General features: G+C 70.5%; 4 protein-coding genes and 1 pseudogene. All 5 read right to left on the bottom strand.

Annotation, left to right across the window (positions count from 1 at the left end; translation table 11 throughout):
* Nucleotides 1-265 (bottom strand): annotated as a pseudogene (locus tag K6I33_RS32300) (hypothetical protein); the annotation flags it as partial.
* 89 nt (nucleotides 266-354) lie between these two features.
* Nucleotides 355-1545, bottom strand: a complete 1191-nt coding sequence (locus K6I33_RS32305; protein WP_229358130.1) for a hypothetical protein — start codon at nucleotides 1543-1545, stop codon at nucleotides 355-357.
* Nucleotides 1546-1578: 33 nt separating this feature from the next.
* Nucleotides 1579-2310, bottom strand: a complete 732-nt coding sequence (locus K6I33_RS32310; protein ID WP_308297356.1) for a glycosyltransferase — start codon at nucleotides 2308-2310, stop codon at nucleotides 1579-1581.
* Nucleotides 2311-2366: 56 nt separating this feature from the next.
* Complete coding sequence (locus K6I33_RS32315; RefSeq protein WP_229358131.1) at nucleotides 2367-2993, bottom strand: hypothetical protein; 627 nt, start codon at nucleotides 2991-2993, stop codon at nucleotides 2367-2369.
* Between the two features lie 112 nt (nucleotides 2994-3105).
* Nucleotides 3106-4477 (bottom strand): ATP-binding protein (locus tag K6I33_RS32320; protein WP_229358132.1); only part of this gene is annotated, 1372 nt, incomplete at its 5' end.

Consider the following 4477-nt stretch of genomic DNA (forward strand, 5'->3'; position numbering starts at 1 on the left):
GTGACGGCAGGGCGAGTGGGAGGGCGGCGACAACGCGGCACCGTACGGGCAGGGCGCTGGAGGTGGCGGGTGTGGCGACGCGCGCTTGGCGGAGGAACGCGTCGCCTTGGACGGCGTACCCGTGTCGCCGCAGGTCCTGCACGGCCTGGCGGGTTCGCCGCTGTCCATCCTGTGCCGGGTTGGACAGCCGGTACAGGCCGGAGTTGCCGGGGACCGGTTCGAACTGCTCCCGCGTCAGGAACCACTCGGCCAGGTGAGCAGGCATGTTCGCGGTGGCGGTGGCGACGAAGCCGTGGTGAGGATGAGTGCCGAAGTGAAAGTGCTCAGACAGGAAAGAAACCTTTCTGCGGGAAGTCAACGCCGAGCGGGCGCCGGGCCGGACGGTGCCGGCAGGGCGAGTGGGAGGGCGGCGACAACGCGGCCCCGTACGGGCAGGGCGCTGGAGGTGGCGGGTGTGGCGACGCGCGCTTGGCGTAGGAACGCGTCGCCGTCGGCGAGCCATGTTTCGATCACCGGCTGCATCCGGGCGTCCCGCTCGGCCTTGGCGCCGGCGCCGGTGGACTCGTGGCCCAGCGTTCTCGACGTGGTCCGCAGGCCCTTGAGCTGGGTGGTCCACTCCGAGAGGATCGCTTGTCCGCGGGCCAGGGCGCCCTCGAGGCGGTCGAGCGCGGCGGCGTCCTGCGGCCATGCGGAATCAGCAGGCCAGCAGCGCTCCAGCACAGCCGGGGCGTGGAGCAGGACATCCCGGAACGCGAACCAGGAGAGATCAGCGAACGCCTCTTCGGCTCCGGGAAGACCCTCGGACGCCAGAGAACTCCCGTCGCTGTAGCGGCCGGACTCCTTGATCACCTCCCGTACGCGGACTTCCTCGCGGATCCGGTCCAGGGCGGAGACGACGGCGGCGGTGCGCCGGGTGTGCACGGCTTGGCGGTAGGCGGGCAGGAAGCGGTTCGTGATCGCGTGGGCGGACGACTGTGCCGCGCCGGGTACGACGATGCTGCTCGGCGCGTGCGGGTCCTCGAAGTTGTCGTCGAATCCGTTCGATGCCAACGCGCCGACGACGTAGCCCTGATGATGGGCGGGGCGCTCGACGAGCAGGAGGTCGACGCCCGCGCCGTTGGTGAGCACCGCGGCATAGGGAACCCGGGTGGTCCGGATAGCCTCGGAGAGCTCTCCGGCATCCCACAGCCACGGCACAAGATCTTCCTGCCACAGGGGATGGCTGTAGACCTCGACCGTCGCGCTCCACTCACCGGGCAGATGCGTGGCGATGCCCTCGGCGATGTCGCCGAGGTAGAAACGGCCGCTGATCTTCACGGTGCTCCTATGGCGGTCAGCGGTACGAACAAGGCTGGCCATCGTGGCCTGAGTGGTCGGCGGGTCCCCGGGGGCCAGGGCGTACGTACCGTCGTGGCGTCGCTGGAATCCGCTGAGCTTCAGTGCGGTCTGTGCCCAGGGATATCTCTCGCCGCTGGCGACGGCGATGATGTCGGCGCTCCGGCTGAAGGAGAGGGTGATCTGCGCGGGGGAGTTCGCGGAAGTCATGAGCTCCTGACGGTGCGGAGTGAATGCCGGGCTCTATGCTGCGACGAGGCCGGACACGGCGGTTCGGAGGCTGTTTCCGAAGTGCCATGCGTGCCGTCGTGCGGCTGCCTCGAGCTCGTCGTAGCCGTCCTGCTGTGTCATCTGGCCTGCGTGTTTGCGGTATCGGTAGACCGGCAGAGGCAGCAGGATGCCGGGGGCGAGGCAGGTGGTGCCGATTGCGGCCATGTAGTCCTCGCCCTGGACGAGGCCGCCCATGGGAGCCGCGCGCATCAGGTCGGTACGGGCCAGGATTGTCGTCGGCCCGATGGGGATGGTGTCCGTCGGGTCCTTCCAGTACGTCCAGACATTGCCGGCGTCGTGTCGGCCGGGCGGCGTGGGGCATTTCCACAGGGTGGTTGTCCCGTCGGGGTGGAGGTCTTCGCTGTATCCGGCGACCCAGCCGACCCCGTACGCCTTCAGTATCCGCAGCCGAGCGGCCATTGCTGTGTCGTGGAACTCGTCGTCGTCATCTGCCCAGTTGCAGAACTCGGTGCGTACTTCGTTCAGGGCGAGGTTGCGGGCGCACGCGGCTCCGACAGGGCGCGGTAGTACCAGGGTGCGCACCCGTGGGTCGTGGGCGAGCGGGGCGGGCAGCTGGGCCGGGTCGGCTCCGTCGATCGCGATCACGGCCTCCCAGGGAACGGACTGCCGGGTGAGGCTGGCGTGCATGGCGGTCAGGTACTCCAGCCGGTCTTCTCGCAGCTGGGTGGCGATGACGACGGTGATCTCGGGGCGGTCGGACACGAGAGGATTCTCCAGGTGAAGGGGGCGGCAGGGGGTGGTCAGCGGCGTACGGAGATCCGGACGATGCTCGTGGTGGTGACCGGCTTGGCGGGCGTCGCGGGCGGCTGGACGGCGCGGGGTGGTGCGGTGGCCGGTACGGGGCCGTCGGGTGTCCACCGCGCGTAGCTGTCGCTGAACCGGGCGCGGGGGTCGGTCTTCCAGCCGACGACGGGCCCTCGGTCTTCGTGGCGGTTGATGACCTCGATGCCGTGCGGGCGGAGGATGTATCCCCAGTCGAGGCCGGAGGTTGATCCTTCGGTGACGGTCATGCGCCGGGGCAGTGATCCGTCGGGGGTGATGAGGTTGGCCAGCTGGCTGCTGGGGTGGCTCTCGCCGCCGGTCAGGGCGTGGCGCAGAGCCTCGGGGGCCTCGTCGAGGAGGTCGGTGCCGAGCGTGGACCAGCCGACGGGCACGTTGTCGATGAGGTGCCGGGACATGGCCTCCAGGTCGCTGGCGAAGCGGTGCTGGTAGGCGGCGAGGAGGAGGGGGAGTTGGTGGCTGGGGTAACCGTCCCAATGGACGTAGATGCCGCTGAACCCGGTGTCGGTGGGGCGGGCGATGAAGGAGCGCGTGGCCAGGGTCGGCCTCCTGTGAGTCGGGAAGGGGGGCCCGCACCGGCCGAGCACGGGCAGGGATGCTGCCGTCGCTCTGTGAGGCGTGCTGCCGGGTGGACCATGCCCTTGGCGGTGTACGACCGGGGTGCAACTGTTCTGTAGCCCGGGGGACTTCAGGGGTTTGTCAGTGCATGCGGGCGTCGGTGTCGAAGAGGCGGCTTTCGTGCGGGTGGAGGAGGTGCTGGACGATGAAGGAGCGCCCGGCGACCTTCCACAGGCCCCGGCCCCGGTTGAGGTGGGCGATGGCTTCGGTCTCGACGGAGGTGAGGCCGAGGAGGGCTGCTGCGGCGTGGAGCTGGTCGGTTTCCTGCCGGTAGACGATGCGGGTGGAGCAGTCGGCCAGCAGGCCCTCGGCGAGGGCGCGGCCGCGGGATCCGGCGTCGCCGGCGGTGAGCAGGTCGGACAGGCGGTGGATGACCATCAGGTTCGCGATGCCCAGGCCGCGGCTCAGCTTCCACTGGGACTGCATGCGCTGGAGGAGGCCGGGGTGGCGCATCAGGCGCCAGGCTTCGTCGTAGACGATCCACCGGCGTCCGCCGCGGGGATCGGTGAGGGCGGATTCCATCCAGGCAGAAGCGCAGGTCATGGCGAGGACGAGGGCGGTGTCGTCGCCGGAGCCGCCCAGGCGGGAGAGATCGATGGTCAGCATCGGCGAGTTCGGGTCGAACCGCACGGTGGAGGGTGCGTCGAACATGCCGGCGAGGTCGCCGTGGACCATGCGGCGCAGGGCGTGGGCGAGGTCGCGGGCGGCGTCGCCGAGGTGGCCCGACATGCTGCCGCCGGCGGTGTCGAGGGCGGCGGGGTTGTTGAGGGTGGCGGCGATGTCGCTGAGCAGTGGGGTGCGGCCGGTGGCCGCGGCGTGGGTGACGACGGCGTCGAGGGCGACGTCGAGCGCGGTGTGCTCCATCGGCATCAGGTCCCGTCCGAGGACGGTACGGGCCAGGGAGCCGAGGAGGAGCAGGCGGCGCTTGCGGATCTCGCCCGCCCAGTCGGCCTCGGAGACGCTGTTCGGCCGGGGAGCGGCATCGAGGGGGTTGAGCTTGCCGGGCAGGCCGGGCCCGAGGGCGATGGAGGTGCCGCCGAGAGCGTTCGCGACGGGCGTCCACTCGCCCTTGGGGTCGCACGGGACGTAGACGCGGTAGCCGAAGGCGACGCTACGCAGGGCGAAGGACTTCGCCAGGGCGCTCTTGCCCTGTCCGATGACGCCGGCGAGCAGCACGTTGGGGTTGGTGAACCCTTCGATCTTGCCGTAGAGGGCGAACGGGTCGAAGCAGAAGGAGGCTTCGGCGTGGACGTCGCGGCCGATGTAGATGCCCTCGGCGCCGAGGCCGCCTTCGGCGAGGAAGGGGTAGGCGCCGGAGGCGGTGGCGGTGGTCATGCGGTGGGCGGGCAGTTTGAGCTTGTTGCCCCGGGCCGAGGCCGACCCCGGGCGTCCGCGGAGCGGGTAGAGGGGAGCGGGTGCTTCCTGCTCGGCGGGCTCCTGCCCGGGCGGGTGG

The organism is Streptomyces sp. UNOB3_S3, from assembly GCF_020740895.1.
In the GTDB taxonomy this organism is placed as follows: Bacteria; Actinomycetota; Actinomycetes; order Streptomycetales; family Streptomycetaceae; genus Streptomyces.